Source organism: Streptomyces sp. NPDC086147 (genome assembly GCF_040702165.1).
Classification (GTDB): Bacteria; Actinomycetota; Actinomycetes; order Streptomycetales; family Streptomycetaceae; genus Streptomyces.
Genome location: NZ_JBFBJO010000021.1, coordinates 1 through 15068 on the forward strand (window position 1 = coordinate 1; position 15068 = coordinate 15068).

Consider the following 15068-nt stretch of genomic DNA (forward strand, 5'->3'; position numbering starts at 1 on the left):
CCTGTCCCTGCACCGGGGCACGGAGAAGGAGTGCTTCAAGGGCTGACCGGTCCCCGGACCGATCCGCCCCGAAGCGGGGGGGGCCCCCGGGGGGGGGCCCCCCCCGGGGGCCCCGGGGGGGGGGGCGCGCCCGGGCCGGCCCGTCGGGGGGTGGCGCGCGCCCGGGGCGAGCGCCACCGCGCCGACCGGCTCGGACCGCCCGCCGCCGTACGCGCCCTCACCCCCGTGGTCCGGGGCCGCTCGCACCTCGTGCGCGGTCTGGCGGCGCTGGCGGACGGGCCGGTCATGGACGCGCACGAGGCCCTCCTGCGGGCGGCGGAGCTGCTGCGGGACCGGGCGCCCGCCGAGGCGTCCGACGCGCGGTTCCTCGCGATGGAGGCCGCCTGGGCCGGGGGTGACGTCGGCGCGTGCCTGGCCGCCCTCGGCTGCGGCGGGGACGCCGGGGGCACGGAGCGCGACTTCCTCGACGGGCTGGGCGCCGCCCTGGCCGTACGGCTCGACGAGGCCCGCCCGGCCCTGGCGCGGGTGGTGGCGCGGGACGGCGCCGAGGACGATCCCCGGCTGCTGCTGCGGGCGGGGTCGGCCGCGCTGGTGCTCGGCGACACCGCGGCGGCGGCCCGGATCCACGCCCGGGCGCTCGCCCGGGCCCGGGCGGAGCACCGCACGGCCCTGCTGCCGCGCGCCCTCGAACACCTCGCGTACGCCGAGCTGCGGGACGGGCGGTACAGCAGGGCCGCGCGCACCGCGCGGGAGGGGCTGGCGGCGGCGGAGCTGACGGGGCAGCGGAACGCGGCCGCCCACCAGCACGCCGTACTGGCCCTGGCGGCCTCGGTGGCGGGCGACGGGCCGGCGGTGGCGGAGCACGCGGAGCTCGCCCTCGGCACGGCCCGCCCGCACGGCCTCGCCCAGGCGGCGACGCTCGCGGAGTGGGCGCTGGCCCGGGGCGAGCTGGGGCGCGGTCTGGCCGCGCAGGCGGCCGCGCGGCTCGCCCCGCTCGTGCGGGCCGGGCCCCGGGGCGGTCATTTCGCGCTGCGGATGCTGGTGGTGCCCTGCTTCGTGGAGGCGGCCGTGGCCTCGGGGCGGGCGGCCGAGGCAGGGGCGGCGGCCGGGGAGTACGCGGTGTGGGCGGCGCAGGGCGTCGACGGTCCGGCGCCGGCCCTGCTGGCCCGCTGCCGGGCGCTGCTCGCGCAGGGCGCGGCAGGCGGGGAGGGCAAGGGGGCGGCGTACTGGTTCGGCGAGGCCGTCCGCCGCCACGACGGCTGCGGCAACGACTTCGAGCGGGCCCGGACCCTCCTGGCGTACGGGACGTGGCTGCGGCGCCGGCGGCGGCCGGGCGCGGCGCGGGGGCCGCTGCGGGACGCGCTCGTCACCTTCGAGCGGGCGGCGGCGGACGGCTGGGCCGACCGGGCCCGGTCCGAGCTGCGCGCCACCGGCGGCGCGGGCGGCGGGACCGCCGACCGGACGGCGTGGGGCCTGCTCACGCCGCAGCAGCAGCGGATCGCCCGGCTCGCCGCGCAGGGGGCCACCAACCGGGAGATCGCCGACCGGCTCACGCTGAGCCCGCGCACGGTCGACCACCACCTCCGGGGGGTCTTCGCCCGGCTGGGCATCCGCTCCCGGGTCGAGCTCCCGGGGATGGCCCGCCCCGATCACCCGGCCCCGGCTCAGGAGGGCGGTACGGAGGCGAAGGGGCTGGTGTCGAGCCGGGCGAGGAGGTCGGCCGGGTCGTCGTAGACGGCGACGGCGCCCGCTCCGGTCAGGTCGGCCTCGGGAATGCCGCCGCACAGCAGCCCGGCGACGGTCACCCCGGCGCGGCGGGCGGCCTTCATGTCCCAGACGCTGTCGCCGACGAACACGGCCCGGTCGGCGGGCACGTCCACGAGGGAGAGGGCGTGCTCGACGGGGTCGGGGGAGGGCTTGCCCTCGTCGACGTCGTCGGAGGTGGCGGTGTCCGTGAGCGCGTCGTCCGCGTCGATCGCCCGGCGCAGGGCCGTCAGCTCGCGGCTCTTGGCCGAGGTCACCAGGACCACCTTCCAGCCGTCGCCCGCGAGCTTCCGCAGCAGGTCGGCGGCTCCGTCGAAGGCCTGGAGCCGCTCGAAGTACGTCCCGTAGAGGGTGTCGTGCGCGGTGCTGAGGCGTTCGTCGTCCGACCGGTCGCGGTCCTGTCCGAGCAGGTGGTCGAGGAGCCGTCCGCCCGGGAGGCCGATGGCCCGGTGCACGGCGTGCGTGGTCACCCGGTGGCCGCCCTGGCGCAGCGCCTCCCACCAGGCGACGGCGTGCAGGTGGTTGGTGTCGGCCAGGGTTCCGTCGACGTCGAAGAGGGCTGCGCGGTCGCGGTCCATGGTCGGGATCTCCTCACGGGGCGCGGATGTGGTGCGGGAAGGGCACCCGGCGGCTACCCGGAACGCCTCCTTTCAGTCGCCGCCCCGGCCGCCTCCCCGCCCGCGGGATTCCTCGGGGCCCGTCGGCGCGTCGGCGCGCCTTCGCGGGGCGGCACCACGGAGCATCGCGGTGCGAAGGCGACGGGCGGGTAGGCGCGCACAAGATCGCGCCCGGCCCGGGACGCGTCCCTCACCGACCGGAGGAGGAGTACTTCATGCCCCACCGCTCCGTATCGCTCGCCTCGCTGCGCCAAGGGCGCCTGTGGCGGTGGTGGGAGCGCCAGCGGCGGGACCCCTTCGTGGTCCAGACCCTGCGTTCCACCGCGGCGGCGACGATCTCGTACGTCGTCGCCCTCCAGCTCAGTTCCGAGCCGGCGCCGCTGACCGCGCCGCTGACGGCGCTGCTCGTGGTGCAGGTGACGCTGTACTCGACGCTGGTGACGAGTCTGCGGCGGGTGAACTCCGTCGTCGTCGGCGTGCTGATCGCCATCGCGTTCAGCGTCCTCGTCGGTCTGACGTGGTGGAGCCTCGCGCTGGTCATCCTGGCGGCCCTCGTGGTGGGCCGGTTCGTGCGGGTGGAGGAGTTCGTCGCCGAGGTGGCGATCAGCGCGATGCTGGTCCTCGGGGTCACCCAGGTGGCGAACACCGCCTGGGACCGCGTCCTGGAGACCCTGATCGGCGCGATCGTGGGCATGGTGTTCAACATGGTGCTCGTGCCGCCGGTCTGGGTGGACACCGCCGGGGACTCGATCGTGGACCTGGCCCGGCGGATGCGGCAGCTGCTCCTCGGTCTGGGCGAGGAGCTCACAGACCCGGACGTCCCCGCCGAACCCGATCCGTTCGGCGACTTCGACGGGCCGTCGTCCGTGGATCTGGCGGCGGCGCGGCTCTACGAGGCGCGGCGCCTCGACAACGACGTCGCCGACGTGGACGCGGCCCTGCGGCAGGCGGAGGACAGCCTGCGGCTGAACCCGCGCGTGAAGGAGGGGCTGCTGCACCGGATCGTGCTGCGGACGGGGCTGGACACCCTGGAGATCTCCGCCGTGGTGCTGCGGGTCCTCACCCGCACCCTGACCGACCTGGCGCGGGAGCGGGACGGGGCGGTGCTCTTCCGCCCTGAGACGTCCCGCACCCTCCAGGAGGTGGTGCGGCACCTCGGGGACACCCTGGTGAGCTTCGCGGTCCTCGTCACCTCGCACTCCAGCTCCGGCGCGGAGACGGCGGAGAACCGGCTCGCCGAGCAGCTGGAGGCGGCTCGCGAGGCCCGCGACCGGGCCGCCGGGATGCTGAGGGCGGAGGCGGTGGACGACGCGGGCCGCTGGCAGCTGTACGGCGCCCTCCTCGCCGAGATCGACCGCGTCCTGAACGAGCTGGACCCGGGCCACCGGGGCCGCCGGCTCATGGAGGAGCTGGACCGGCACACGCGCCTGCGCGAGGAGCGGCGGCGCAAGGTCGCCTCCCTGGCGGGCCGCGCGCGCCGCTCCTCCTGAAGCCCCTCCCGGAGCACGGTTCAGACGGGCCGTACGGGCCGCAGTGCCCCGTCGGCGCGCAGGTCGCCGACGGTGGGGTAGCCGTCGACGGCCATGATCAGGTCGGCCTCGGCAAGGAGCGAGCGCAGGACGTGGACGACGCCGTCCGTACCGCCGAGGGCGAGTCCGTACGCGTACGGGCGGCCGACGCCGACCGCCGTGGCGCCGAGGGCCAGGGCCTTGACGACGTCGGCCCCGGTGCGGACGCCGGAGTCGAAGAGGACCGGCAGACCGTCGGCGGCGGCGACCACCCCGGGCAGGGCGTCGAGGGCGGGCAGGCCGCCGTTGGCCTGGCGCCCGCCGTGGTTGGAGCAGTAGATGCCGTCGACACCGCCGTCCCGGGCGCGGCGGACGTCCTCGGGGTGGCAGATGCCCTTGAGGAGGATCGGCAGGTCGGTGAGGGAGCGCAGCCAGGCGAGATCGTCCCAGACCAGCGGCTTGCCGAAGATCCCGGCCCACTCCACGACGGCGGCGCGCGGGTCCTCCTCGGGGGGCTTGGGGAGCCGGGCCCGGAAGACGGGGTCGGAGGTGTAGTTGGCCAGGCAGTGCCCACGCAGCTGGGGAAAGTTGCTGGTGGCGAGGTCGCGGGGGCGCCAGCCGGTGATCCAGGTGTCGAGGGTGACGACGATGCCCCGGAAGCCGGCCGCCTCGGCGCGGTGCACCAGGCTCTCCGCGAGGTCCCGGTCGGTGGGCGTGTAGAGCTGGAAGAGGCCGGGGGTGTCGCCGAGTGCGGCGGCGACGTCCTCCAGGGGGTCGACGGTGAGCGTGGAGGCGATCATCGGCACGCCGGTGCGGGCGGCGGCGCGGGCGGTCGCCAGGTCGCCGTGTCCGTCCTGGGCGCAGAGGCCTATGACGCCGACGGGCGCCATGAACAGCGGCGAGGGCAGCGTCGTGCCGAAGAGGTCGACCGAGAGGTCGCGCCGCGCGGCGCCCACCATCATGCGCGGGACGAGCCCCCAGGCGCGGAAGGCCGTGGCGTTGGCCTCCTGGGTGTGCTCGTCGCCCGCGCCGCCGGCCACGTACGACCACAGCGAGGGCGACAGGGCCGCCCGCGCCTTCGACTCCAGTTCGGCGAAGGTCATCGGCAGTGGGGGGACGGTGCCGAAGAGGCCCTCGAAGTAGATCTCGTTCTGGTAGTCGCCGAAGTGCGGGGGCATGGACTCCGCCCTTTCACGTCAGGGGGCGGGCGCCCGGGCCGCCCGCCGTGGTGCCGTCCAGGGTGCCCGTCGCGGGCCTCCGTGACCATGGGGCGGGAGCGGCCGGAGCAGGGCGTTGTGAGAGGCTCGCGCCCTCACGTGGTGGTTTATGCGGGTGCGAGGCCCTGGGACCGGACGTGATGATGAGGGGATGACCCGCACCTTCGAAGAACTCGTGGCGGAGGCCTCCGCGGCCCCGGTCGACGGCTGGGACTTCTCCTGGCTCGACGGACGGGCCACCGAGCGGCGCCCCTCCTGGGGCTACCACCGGCTCCTCGCCGAACGGCTCGCCACCGCCTCGGCCGGGCTCGACATCCAGACGGGCGGCGGCGAGGTCCTGGCCAGGGTGCCGGTGCTGCCGCCGACGATGGCGGCCACCGAGTCGTGGCCCCCGAACGTCGCCCGGGCCACCGGACTCCTCCACCCGCGCGGGGTGGTGCTCGTCGCCGACCCCGACGAGCCGCCGCTGCCCTTCGGCGACGCCGCCTTCGACCTCGTCACCAGCCGGCACCCGGCGACCGTGTGGTGGTCGGAGATCGCCCGCGTCCTGCGTCCGGGCGGCACCTACCTCGCCCAGCACGTCGGGCCCGCCAGCGTCTGGGAGGTGGTGGAGCACTTCCTCGGTCCGCAGCCGGAGGCGGCCCGGGCGCGCCACCCCGACGACGAGGCCGCGGCGGCGCGGGCGGCCGGACTCGACGTCGTGGACCTGCGCACCGAGCGGCTGCGGATGGAGTTCCACGACGTCGGCGCGGTCGTCTGGTTCCTGCGCAAGGTGATCTGGATCGTGCCCGGGTTCACGATCGACGCCCATCTCCCACGGCTGCGCGACCTCGACGCGCGGATCCGGGCGGAGGGGCCGTTCGTCGCCCACTCCGCCCGGACCCTGATCGAGGCGCGCCGGCCCGCCGCGTGACGGGCGCGGGCCCCGCTCAGGAGCGCGCCGGCGGGATCCCCCAGTCGAGGCGCAGGACGGCGAGGTCGTCGGAGTGCCGGCCGGCGTTCCGTTCGTGGGTCTCCTTGATGAGGAGGTCGACGTGGACGGCCGGGTCGTCCGACGGCAGGGTCGCGATCAGGTCGAGCAGTCCTTCGACGCCGAGCCGCTCGTTCGCCGTCCCGCTGTGGCCCTCGGTGAGTCCGTCGGTGTAGAGGGTCAGGGCGCCGGTGGCGGGGAGCGGGACGACCGTGGCGGGCCAGAGGTGCGGTCCGGGGAAGATGCCCAGGGCGATGCCGTGCTCGGCCTCCAGCTCCCGGGTCCCCCCGGGCGTGGTGAGGAGGGGCTCATGGTGGCCGGCGAGGTGGAGGGTGGCGGTCGCGGTGTTCTGGTCGAGCGTGAGGAGGGTGCAGGTGGCGAACATCTGCTGGCCGCCGCGTTCGGCGAGCAGGATGCGCTCCATCAGGTGCAGCAGGTCGTCGCCGCGGTGCCCGCCGAGCACCAGGGAGCGCCAGGCGATCCGCAGACAGACGCCGAGGGCGGCGGCGTCGGGTCCGTGTCCGCTGACGTCGCCGACGACGGCGTGCAGCAGCCCGTCGTCGCCCTCCACCACGTCGAGGAAGTCACCGCCGAGCAGGGCCAGGGTGGCGCCCGGCAGATAGCGGGAGGTCACCCGCACCGCGGAGGTGTCGAGGATCGGCTGGGGCAGCAGGCCGCGCTCCAGGCGCGCGTTCTCCTCGGCCCGCAGCCGGGCGGCCTGGGCCTCGGAGTTGGCGCGCTCGGTCTCGCTGCGGTAGACGGCGTAGCGGACCGTCCGGTGCAGCAGGTCCGCCTCGACCTTGCCCTTGACGAGGTAGTCCTGGGCACCGGCGGCCATGGCGTCGGGGCCCGCCTGCGCCTCGGCGAGGCCGGTCAGGACGATGACCGCGGTCTGGGGGGCCGCGGCCCGCACCGCGGTGACCGCGTCGGTGCCCGACACGTCCGGCAGGTGCAGGTCGAGGAGGATGCAGTCGATCGGGGCGCCGGCCAGTTCGGCGCGGGCCTCGGCCAGGGTGGTCCGGGTGGTCAGCTCGAACCGCAGCCCGGTGTCGTGGAGGAGTTCCTCGACGAGCAGGGCGTCGCCCAGGTCGTCCTCGATCAGGAGGATGCGGTACGTCGGCTCGTGGGGCGCCGTGCCCCGGCCGCTCGCGGTCGCGCTCATCTCGTCCGCTCCGCGCCCGCGGGGACGGCCTGCGGCACGGCGGAACGGCCGGGCGTCTCCGGCGGTTCGGGCGCCAGGGTGAAGGTAATGCGCGCCCCGTCGCGGTAATCGGTGTCGACGGCGATGGCGCCGCCGTGGAACTCGACGATCTTCTTGCACATCGCGAGGCCGATGCCGCTGCCGGAGTAGACGTCCTTGGTGTGCAGCCGCTGGAAGATCACGAAGACCTTGTCGGCGTACTCCGGGGCGATGCCGATGCCGTTGTCGGTGACGGTGAACCGCCACAGCTCGCCCTCCCGGGCCGCCGTGACGTGGATCCGCGGCGCCTCGTCGGGGCGGCGGAACTTCACGGCGTTGCCGATCAGGTTCTGCCAGAGCATCCCCATCTGGGTGGGGTCGGCGACCAGGGCCGGCAGCGGGTCGTGCGTGATCACCGCTCCGGCCTCCTCGATGCCGACGCTCAGCGCGGACAGGGTCCGCTCCAGGACGTCGTCCAGGTCGACGCTCTGGTGGGCGTTGTGGAGGCGCCCGACGCGGGAGAAGTCGAGCAGGTCGTTGATGAGGACCTGCATGCGGTTCGCCCCGTCGACGGCGAAGTCGATGTACTGGTCGGCCCGGCTGTCGAGCTGTCCTCCGTAGCGCCGCTGGAGGAGCTGGGTGAAGCTGGAGACCTTGCGCAGCGGCTCCTGGAGGTCGTGGGAGGCCACGTACGCGAACTGCTCCAGTTCGGCGTTGGAGCGCTGGAGGTCCGCGGCCTGCGCGTCGAGGCGCATGCGGGCCTCCTCGGTGAAGGCCAGTTCCCGCACCAGGCGCCGGCGCATGGAGTCGATCTCCTCGCCGAGGCGCCGCAGGTCGGCGGGGCCGGACGGGGTGATGGGGTGCTCGAAGTCGCCGCCGGCGATGGTCCGGGCGTCCGAGCCGAGCCGGTCGAGGGGTTCGTTGATGCCCCGGCGCAGCCCTTCGAAGATCAGGGTCGTCAGCACGACGATGAGCGCCGCGATGGCTCCGAACACCCAGTTGCGGACGCCCATCGTGTTCATGAGGTCGTCCCTGGTCCGGACGCGGTCCGCCCGCAGTCGCTCCTGCTGCTCGTCCAGGGCGGCGCGGACCGCGTCGAAGGCCTCCTTGCCCTCCGTCGCCCGCTCGGCGGCCAGCGGCGAGGGCGAGCCGGGCGGCGCGGCGGCCACCGGCCGCGCGATCCGCTCCTGCCACACGGCCACGGCGTCCCGTACGGTCGCGAGGTCGGCCAGGGCGGCCCGGTCGCCGGCCAGGAGCCCGGAGAGCTGCGCGGTCCGCGACTCCTGCTCGGCGACTCCCTCCCGGTAGGGAGTGAGGAAGTCGGGGGTGCCGGTCAGGCCGTAGCCGCGGATCCCGGTCTCCTGGTTGAGGACCGCCGATTCCAGGCGGGTCGCCGCGGTCAGCGCGGGGGACCGCACGTCCACGAGTTCCTTGCTGAGCGTCTCGGTGCGCAGGAGGATCCAGCCCCCCGTCACCCCGAGCAGGGTCAGGACGACCAGGGAGACGGCCGCGCCCACGCGAAGCCACCGCCGGGTCGTCCATGTGGACAGTCCCCGCTCGCGCGGTCGCTTCCCCTCGACGGTCATGGTGCTGACTCCTCTGCTGCGACGGCCGCCGAAAGTGCGGCGCGATCACTGTAATGGGCGACAACGGTTGTTGTCGCCAGGCCTCCCGGGGACCTAGAGTGCCGGTGTGCCAGGCAAGAACTTCGTGTTGCGGACCACTCCGCAGGAAACGGCCGCCGCGGCGGACGCGGCGGTCGACGAGCTCGCGCAGCGCCTCGTCCGTCGGCTCCTGAACGATCCCTCGCGTCCGGCACCGGACGACCGTGCGCGGGCCCTGGCCCTGCTCCACGTCCTGGACCACGTCCAGAAGGCCGCCGAGCGGCTCCAGCAGGAAGCGGTCGTGGCCGGCGCCCGCGCGGGAGCCGGCTATCCGCAGCTCGGCGCGGCCTGCGGCATGACCCGCCAGGGCGCCCGTCGCCGCTGGCCGGGGCTCTTCGACCACTCATACGACAAACCCACGGAGCAACCCATCATGACCACCCCCGCCCGCCCCTTCGACGTCCTGCTCGTCGAGGACGACGTCGCCGACGCCATGCTCATCGAGGAGGCACTCTCCGAGCGCGGGGCCCGCAACCTGGTCCAGGTCACCGACGGGGTCGCCGCCCTGGAGCACCTGCGCGCCCCGGACGCCGCCCGGCCCGACCTCATCGTCCTCGACCTGAACATGCCCCGGATGAACGGCCGGGAGCTGCTGAAGGTCCTCAAGTCCGACGAGGATCTCCAGACCATCCCCGTGGTGGTCCTGACCACGTCGACGGCGCCCGACGACGTGACCGGCGCGTACAGCAGCCACGCCAACGCCTACGTGACCAAGCCGGTCAACCTGGAGGAGTTCGAGCGGGCCGTCCAGAGCATCGACGCCTTCTACCTCGACACCGCGGCGCGGCCGCGCCCCTGACCGTCCGGCAGAGGACATCCGGGAGAGGACGTCCGGGGCGGGTTCAGGCCAGGTCGACGCGGGCGGTGACGCGCTTGCCGACCGGTTCCCGCCGGATGTGGAGGTCCCGGGCGACGGCCTTGACGATCTCCAGCCCGTGCTGACCGATCCGGTCCGGATCGGCGGCATGGGCCGCCGGAACCGTGGGCTCGCTGTCCCACACCACGACGTCCACGGTCCCGGCCCCGATGCGCAGTTGCAGCAGGACCGGGCCGGGGGCGTGTCTGCGGGCGTTGGTGACCAGCTCGCTGACGACGAGCCGGGTGAGTTCCTCCGCGCGCTCGGACACGGGCACGCCCCAGACGGTGCGGGCCTTCTCCAGGAACGCGGTGGCGCGGTCGCGGGCCTCGGCCACCAGCCCCTCGCCCTCGTCCCAGGCGTATCCGACCTGCCTGAGGTCGTCCTCGGGCAGGGCACAGTCGTCTCCGTCGGCGTCGGCCGTCGTCGTCATCGTCTTCCCCCCGTGTTCACGCGCGCGTCCGCCCGCCATGAAGTCGTGTCCACCATAGGTGTTCTCCGGCGTGGTGGAGCGGGGTGGTCCGGCCGGGGCGGTGTCAGTCGCCCGGTGCGATGAGGACGACCTGGTCCCGTGCGTGCCAGTACCGCACGCGGGCCTTGGGCGGGTTGATGCGCATCCCGTGGCCGGAGGCGGTCGCGGAGCGGTAGCCGATGGCGCATTCGCCGCGGCGGGCGGCCGACGCGGCGACGGCGGCGAAGGACGCCGTCCGCCCGGTGGTGACGTAGTGGGCGGCCGGGCGGAGGTGGAGGGTGTTGCCGGCCGGGGAGAGGAGTTCCTCGAACACGGCGGTCAGGTGCGGGTTCTGGGAGATCTGGGTCATGAGGAGCCCGATGAGCCTGCCGCTGACGACGAAGTCGGCCCCGGCGGGCCGGGGTGCGATCAGCCGGTTGCGGTCGTCGGTCATCTCGGTGACGACGGGCACCTGACGGCCGCTCTCCTCCTCCCGGGCCCGCAGGTTCAGGAGGGTGACGAGGGTCCGGTCGTCCGGTTCGCCGCGGCCGGGCCGGGGGTCGGGGCCGAGCACGATCACGACGTCGTAGCCGGTGGGGTCGAGGGCGTCCGTCGTCGACCGCAGCGCGGGGTCCCCGGGGTGGTGGCGCACCGGCATGCGGGGGGCGAGGGCTTCGGCGGCGGACCGGACGGCGGCGGCCGTCGCGGCGCGCGGTCCGGCCACGACGTCGAGGGTCGAGCCGGGCGGGGTGCGCCGTGAGAGCTGGTCGACGATCCGGGGCGCCCTGCGGTTCCAGCCGAGGAGGAGGACGCGCTCGGCCGGGGCGGGGACCGGGGCCGGCGCGTGGGTGAGGGCCCTCGGGTCGTGGGGCACGGGGAGGTCGGACAGCCGGGTGGAGTGCTCGTCCCGGGCGATCACGAGGAGGCCGTCGCCCTCCCGGAACCGGGTGGACAGGGGCGGGTTGAGGGTCACGGTGCCGTCGTCGTGGGCGATGCCGACGGCGACGGACTCCGGGCAGGCCCCGGCGGCCTCCTCGAAGGTCAGGCCGGGCAGGACGGGGTCGCGCAGGGTGTGGAACTCGTGTCCGGCGAAGTCGAGGAGTTCCTGGTGGACGAGGGAGAGTCCGGGCTGCCGGGCGCAGTCGACGACGAGCCGGGCCGAGATGTCGTCCACGTCCAGGACGGTGGTCCGGGGGCCGCCGGCCAGCCGGGCGGCGGCGAGGTGGCGGTCGTCGCGCACGGCGGCGACGACGCGGACCCGCCGGTCCTCCCCCAGGGCGGCCGAGAGGGAGAGCAGGGTCTTGACGGTCTCGGCGTCGTCCCGGGGGTCGTCGCGGGGCAGGACGAGGACGCAGTCCGCGGTGGCCGGGCTCACGCGGGCGAGGACGGCGGGGTCGGTGGGCCGGCCGGTGCGGCACAGGACGCGGGCGCGGCCCGTGGCGCGGGCGGTGGTGGCGAGGTCCTCCTCCATGGCGGCCTTGTCCCGGTCGGCGAGGACCGCGATGACGCGGCGGCGCCGGTCGGTGCGGGCGGCGACCAGTTCGGAGACGACGGTCGGGATCTGCTCGGACCAGCCGAGGACGACGGTGTGGCCGCGCTCCAGGATCGCGGCCCGGCCCCGGTCGAGGGCCATCAGCCGGTCGGTGAGTCCGGTGGTGATGAGGCTGACCAGGGTGGAGACGTACAGGAGGGCGATGAGGGCGAGGAGCACGGACAGGAGGACGCGCAGGGGCGGTCCGACCTCGCCGCCCAGGCGCATGGTCTGTCCGGTGCTGCGCCAGACCGCCGCGATCCTCGATCCGAGGGTGGCGGGGGCCTGCTGGTCGGTCCAGACGAGGAGGGCGCTGACGGGGACGACGAGGGCCAGGCAGCCGAGGGCGAGCCAGCCGCAGAGGGCCGGTATGCCGCGGGCGAGGGTGGTGTCGAACCAGTAGCGGAGGCGCGCCTCCGCGGAGGGGGCGGGGTGGGCCCGCCGGGGCCGGGCGGCCGTGGTGTCCGCGGCCCGGTCCGCGCCGGGTCGCCGTGCGGCGTTCCGCTGTCCGGGAACGGCCTTGCTGCCTTCTCTGCGCACGTCGGCAGCGTGGCGCCCCGCCGTGTCCGGCGGGGCGTCATCGCCGTGGATTCATCCCTTCGTGATCGTCCGGGGTGACACGGGTCAGCCGTTCGGGTCGAAGGTGATCCCGGCGGGTTTGGCCTTGGCGAGGTGGGCGGCGAAGCTGCCGTCCTTGAGGCCGAAGTGCGCGCTGCCGAAGTCGGCCGCGACGAGCTTCTCGCGGATGCCCGCGGGATAGCCGTTCCAGCCGACCAGGGCCGGGAACTGCCAGGTCTGCCGGTGGTTCTCGGGCGGTTCGTCGTTGGCGCTGGCGGGGCGGAAGCAGTGGGTGCCGATGCCGTCCTTGTGGTAGACGACCTTGGGGTGGTCGCCGTCCCAGCGGATCCGGTCGCGGGCGTAGGTGTCGAAGTTCCCGTGGGCGGAGGTGGAGACGTACTCCGCCCGGTCGTTCCGCACCCACACCACGACGTGCTCCCAGTCGTGGCGGTGTCCGCCGAGGCCGCTGCCGGACACCGCCTGGTCCTTCTCGAAGTAGAGGCCGTAGAGGATCGCGCACCAGCCGTTGTTGCACTTCGCGCGGGAGTACCCGTTGGTGCCGGCGAGGTCGGAGGCGTCGCGGCACTGGCCGTTGAGGGCGCCGGACGGCTTGAGGCCGCCGTTGAGCGTGCCGTCGGGACCGATCGCGGCGGTGGAGTAGCAGCCGTCCGTGTCGTAGTCGAAGGCCGGCTGGAAGGCCCGTTCCAGGGCGTCGGCGTTGCCGGGCAGGGCGGGGGGCGGTGCGGCGAGCGCGCTGCCCGGGAGGGCGATGACCAGCGCGAGGGCGCCGGCGAGGGCGAGGGCGCCCCGGGCGGCGTACGCGGGTGTCTTCAACTGCGTCCCCTTCGGGTCGGACGACGGCGGTGTGCGGGGTGTACGGCGCGCGGGAGCACGCGGTGTGCGGGGTCGTACGGCGTGCGCGAGCACCCGGCGCGAGGGCGTACGGCGCCGGGTGCGCCGCGCGGTACGCGTCATCGTGGCATGGCCACGTCAATATAGGGAGGCGTGGACCGCACTCCCGGGTGAACTCCGTTCGACGGGCGGTCCGGCAGACTGGGGGCTCAGGACAAAATTGCTAGACGATACGTATCGTCTCGTTCAAGGTGGACTCATGATCACCCCATCCCCCGCACACATCGCCATGTTCTCGATCGCCGCCCACGGCCACGTGAACCCGAGCCTGGAGGTCATCCGCGAACTCGTCGCCCGGGGCCACCGCGTCAGCTACGCCGTCCCCGAGTCCTTCGCCGCGAAGGTCACGGAGGCCGGCGCCACCCCGGTCGTCTACACCTCGACGCTGCCGACCGACGAGGACCCGGACGCCTGGGGCACCGAACTCATCGACAACATCGAGCCGTTCCTGAACGACGCCGTGCAGGCGCTCCCCCAGCTCGCCGAGGCCTTCGACGGGGACCGGCCGGACCTCGTGCTCCACGACATCACCTCGTACCCGGCCCGCGTCCTCGCCCACACGTGGGGCGTCCCCGCCGTCTCCCTCTGGCCGAACCTCGTGCCGTGGGAGGGGTACGAGGAGGAGGTCGCCGAGCCGATGTACGCCGAGCTCAAGGCCTCGCCGCGCGGCAAGGCGTACTTCGCCCGGTTCGAGGAGTGGCTCGCCGAGCACGGCATCGACACCCCGCCGGACCGGTTCGTCGCCCGTCCGCGCCGCGCGATCGTCCTCATCCCGCGCGCCCTCCAGCCGCAGGCCGACCGGGTCGACGAGTCCGTGTACACCTTCGTCGGCGCCTGCCAGGGCGAGCGCGCCGACCAGGGCGAGTGGCGGCGGCCGGACGGCGCGGAGAAGGTGCTCCTGGTCTCCCTGGGCTCCGCCTTCACCAAGCAGCCCGACTTCTACCGGGCCTGCGTCGAGGCGTTCGGCGGCCTGCCGGGCTGGCACCTCGTCCTGCAGATCGGGAAGTTCGTCGACCCGGCCGAACTCGGCGCCCTGCCGGACAACGTGGAGGTGCACACCTGGGTGCCCCAGCTGGCGATCCTGCGGCAGGCCGACGCCTTCGTCACCCACGCGGGCGCGGGCGGCAGCCAGGAGGGCCTGTCCACCGCCACCCCCATGGTGGCCGTGCCCCTGGCCGCCGACCAGTTCGGGAACGCCGAGATGCTCCAGTCCCTGGGCGTGGCACGGCACCTGCCGATGGGCGAGGTGACCCCCGAACTGCTGCGGGAGTCCGTCCTCGCGCTCGTCGACGACCCCGAGGTGGCCCGCCGCTCGCGCGAGATCCAGGAGTCGATGGCCCGCGAGGGCGGCACGCGGCGGGCCGCCGACCTGATCGAGGCCGAACTGCCGGGGTGACGGGCGGTCAGCTCTCCTTCCCGCCCTCGCACGCGGCGAGTTCCGCGGGCGTGCCGACGAAGGCCGGGCCGCAGCCGGGCGGGAGGCGCTCGACGACCATGGCGACCGCCTCCCGCGCCGTGCCGGCCTCGCCGATCCTCCGCGACCGCGCGGGGCCCTCGACGTAGTACGGCCCGGTGTGGTCCGGGCCGGCCGCCGTCGGACCGATGTAGGGCACGTCCCACGTCCAGCGCTGCTCGGTGCAGCGGCTGAAGTGCAGTTCCCACATGCCGGTCCAGGGGAAGAGCCGCCGCAGCCGCGGCTCGGCGTACGCCGCCGCGACCAGATCGGCGCTCACCCGGTCGGAGGCGAGCAGTTCGCGCCACGCCGCCTCCACGACGGAGTCGCTCGGGATGTTCGTCGTCATGGCCTGATTCTCCCCCGTCGCCCCGCCGTGGACGGCGG

General features: G+C 74.8%; 13 protein-coding genes. 5 read left to right on the forward strand and 8 right to left on the reverse strand.

What is annotated here, in order from left to right:
- Window positions 1-150 precede the first annotated feature (150 nt).
- The gene (locus AB0398_RS29145; protein WP_366378628.1) at window positions 151-1734 is read left to right on the forward strand and encodes a helix-turn-helix transcriptional regulator; all 1584 of its coding nucleotides are present in this window, start codon (window positions 151-153) and stop codon (window positions 1732-1734) included.
- Here AB0398_RS29145 and AB0398_RS29150 read toward each other — a convergent pair.
- Window positions 1665-2342, reverse strand: a complete 678-nt coding sequence (locus AB0398_RS29150; RefSeq protein ID WP_366378629.1) for an HAD family hydrolase — start codon at window positions 2340-2342, stop codon at window positions 1665-1667. The two genes, AB0398_RS29145 and AB0398_RS29150, sit on opposite strands and share 70 nt — an antisense overlap.
- Before the next feature lie 254 nt (window positions 2343-2596).
- On the opposite strand from AB0398_RS29150, the gene AB0398_RS29155 reads away from it, so the two are divergent.
- The gene (locus tag AB0398_RS29155) at window positions 2597-3871 is read left to right on the forward strand and encodes an aromatic acid exporter family protein (protein ID WP_366378630.1); all 1275 of its coding nucleotides are present in this window, start codon (window positions 2597-2599) and stop codon (window positions 3869-3871) included.
- Between the two features lie 20 nt (window positions 3872-3891).
- Here AB0398_RS29155 and AB0398_RS29160 read toward each other — a convergent pair whose 3' ends face one another.
- On the reverse strand, window positions 3892-5067 hold the full coding sequence (locus tag AB0398_RS29160) for a lactate 2-monooxygenase (protein WP_366378631.1): 1176 nt from the start codon (window positions 5065-5067) through the stop codon (window positions 3892-3894).
- A gap of 190 nt (window positions 5068-5257) precedes the next feature.
- Between AB0398_RS29160 and AB0398_RS29165 the strand changes: the two genes are divergently transcribed.
- Window positions 5258-6019: a class I SAM-dependent methyltransferase gene (locus AB0398_RS29165; RefSeq protein WP_366378632.1), complete on the forward strand. Its 762-nt coding sequence runs from the start codon at window positions 5258-5260 to the stop codon at window positions 6017-6019.
- A 16-nt stretch (window positions 6020-6035) separates the two neighbouring features.
- On the opposite strand, the gene AB0398_RS29170 is transcribed toward AB0398_RS29165, so the two are convergent.
- A complete protein-coding gene (locus AB0398_RS29170; protein WP_366378633.1) occupies window positions 6036-7238 on the reverse strand; it encodes a fused response regulator/phosphatase in 1203 nt (400 codons plus the stop codon).
- A complete protein-coding gene (locus AB0398_RS29175) occupies window positions 7235-8842 on the reverse strand; it encodes a CHASE3 domain-containing protein (protein ID WP_366378634.1) in 1608 nt (535 codons plus the stop codon). The genes AB0398_RS29170 and AB0398_RS29175 overlap by 4 nt, the downstream gene beginning before the upstream one ends.
- Before the next feature lie 106 nt (window positions 8843-8948).
- Between AB0398_RS29175 and AB0398_RS29180 the strand changes: the two genes are divergently transcribed.
- Entirely contained in the window at window positions 8949-9719 is a 771-nt protein-coding gene (locus AB0398_RS29180; protein WP_366378635.1) for a response regulator, read from the forward strand.
- A gap of 43 nt (window positions 9720-9762) precedes the next feature.
- Here AB0398_RS29180 and AB0398_RS29185 read toward each other — a convergent pair whose 3' ends face one another.
- From AB0398_RS29185 to AB0398_RS29195, 3 genes are all read right to left on the reverse strand, one after another.
- Window positions 9763-10209, reverse strand: a complete 447-nt coding sequence (locus AB0398_RS29185; protein WP_366378636.1) for an ATP-binding protein — start codon at window positions 10207-10209, stop codon at window positions 9763-9765.
- Between the two features lie 103 nt (window positions 10210-10312).
- Window positions 10313-12298 carry an NAD-binding lipoprotein gene (locus tag AB0398_RS29190; protein ID WP_366378637.1) on the reverse strand — a complete coding sequence of 662 codons (1986 nt, stop codon included), beginning with the start codon at window positions 12296-12298 and terminating at the stop codon, window positions 10313-10315.
- Window positions 12299-12382: 84 nt separating this feature from the next.
- Window positions 12383-13150, reverse strand: a complete 768-nt coding sequence (locus AB0398_RS29195; protein WP_366378638.1) for an NPP1 family protein — start codon at window positions 13148-13150, stop codon at window positions 12383-12385.
- A gap of 277 nt (window positions 13151-13427) precedes the next feature.
- On the opposite strand from AB0398_RS29195, the gene mgt reads away from it, so the two are divergent.
- Window positions 13428-14624, forward strand: a complete 1197-nt coding sequence (gene mgt, locus AB0398_RS29200) for a macrolide-inactivating glycosyltransferase (RefSeq protein WP_366378639.1) — start codon at window positions 13428-13430, stop codon at window positions 14622-14624.
- Between the two features lie 7 nt (window positions 14625-14631).
- On the opposite strand, the gene AB0398_RS29205 is transcribed toward mgt, so the two are convergent.
- Window positions 14632-15030 (reverse strand): DUF6193 family natural product biosynthesis protein, encoded by a 399-nt coding sequence (locus AB0398_RS29205; protein ID WP_366378640.1) that lies wholly within the window; start codon window positions 15028-15030, stop codon window positions 14632-14634.
- Window positions 15031-15068 lie beyond the last annotated feature (38 nt).

What these genes read in the sequence shown, in the direction of transcription:
- AB0398_RS29150 (WP_366378629.1), bottom strand. Translation starts at nt 2,342, where the DNA reads ATGGACCGCGACCGCGCAGCCCTCTTCGACGTCGACGGAACCCTGGCC.
- AB0398_RS29170 (WP_366378633.1), bottom strand. Translation starts at nt 7,238, where the DNA reads ATGAGCGCGACCGCGAGCGGCCGGGGCACGGCGCCCCACGAGCCGACG.
- AB0398_RS29185 (WP_366378636.1), bottom strand. Translation starts at nt 10,209, where the DNA reads ATGACGACGACGGCCGACGCCGACGGAGACGACTGTGCCCTGCCCGAG.
- AB0398_RS29165 (WP_366378632.1), top strand. Translation starts at nt 5,258, where the DNA reads ATGACCCGCACCTTCGAAGAACTCGTGGCGGAGGCCTCCGCGGCCCCG.
- mgt (WP_366378639.1), top strand. Translation starts at nt 13,428, where the DNA reads ATGATCACCCCATCCCCCGCACACATCGCCATGTTCTCGATCGCCGCC.
- AB0398_RS29155 (WP_366378630.1), top strand. Translation starts at nt 2,597, where the DNA reads ATGCCCCACCGCTCCGTATCGCTCGCCTCGCTGCGCCAAGGGCGCCTG.
- AB0398_RS29160 (WP_366378631.1), bottom strand. Translation starts at nt 5,067, where the DNA reads ATGCCCCCGCACTTCGGCGACTACCAGAACGAGATCTACTTCGAGGGC.
- AB0398_RS29205 (WP_366378640.1), bottom strand. Translation starts at nt 15,030, where the DNA reads ATGACGACGAACATCCCGAGCGACTCCGTCGTGGAGGCGGCGTGGCGC.
- AB0398_RS29175 (WP_366378634.1), bottom strand. Translation starts at nt 8,842, where the DNA reads ATGACCGTCGAGGGGAAGCGACCGCGCGAGCGGGGACTGTCCACATGG.